This is a genomic window from Bartonella queenslandensis AUST/NH15, assembly GCF_000312585.1.
GTDB lineage: Bacteria > Pseudomonadota > Alphaproteobacteria > Rhizobiales > Rhizobiaceae > Bartonella > Bartonella queenslandensis_A.
Genome location: NZ_HE998111.1, coordinates 1 through 375, shown reverse-complemented (window position 1 = coordinate 375; position 375 = coordinate 1). Strand labels below are relative to the sequence as shown.

The following is a 375-nucleotide window of genomic DNA, read 5'->3' as shown; positions in this document are numbered from 1 at the left end:
GGGTGCTTTAAAGCCGGCTGCTTTCGCTTTTGCCATGTCACTAAACATTTCGCCTTCACCAGTAACGAGCCAATGAGGATTAATGTTATAGGCTGTATAATAGGCGTTAATTACTGAGGATGGAGGTTCATGTGCTCCAATTTCGTAATTGGCGAGGGTATTGCGTTGTAAATTAAGGCGTTGCGCAAAAATACCTCGTTCTTCGTTTCCGAATATTCGCCGTACTTCACGTAACCGTTTTGCCAGTTCTGTTTTTGGTTCTACTTCTGGACGTGCCAAAAAAATCACCTTTATACCAAATATGCTGTTTACAAAACAATATATTTGGTATATACCTCTAATTACCGCCCATTATTGAGGGCATATATTCTACAA

General features: G+C 40.3%; 1 protein-coding gene. It reads right to left on the bottom strand.

Going from position 1 to position 375, the window contains the following annotated elements; genetic code table 11:
- Positions 1–279, bottom strand: a 279-nt coding sequence (locus BN338_RS09545) for a helix-turn-helix domain-containing protein (protein ID WP_039761654.1), incomplete at its 3' end; no start/stop codon positions are given.
- Between the last annotated feature and the right edge of the window lie 96 nt (positions 280–375).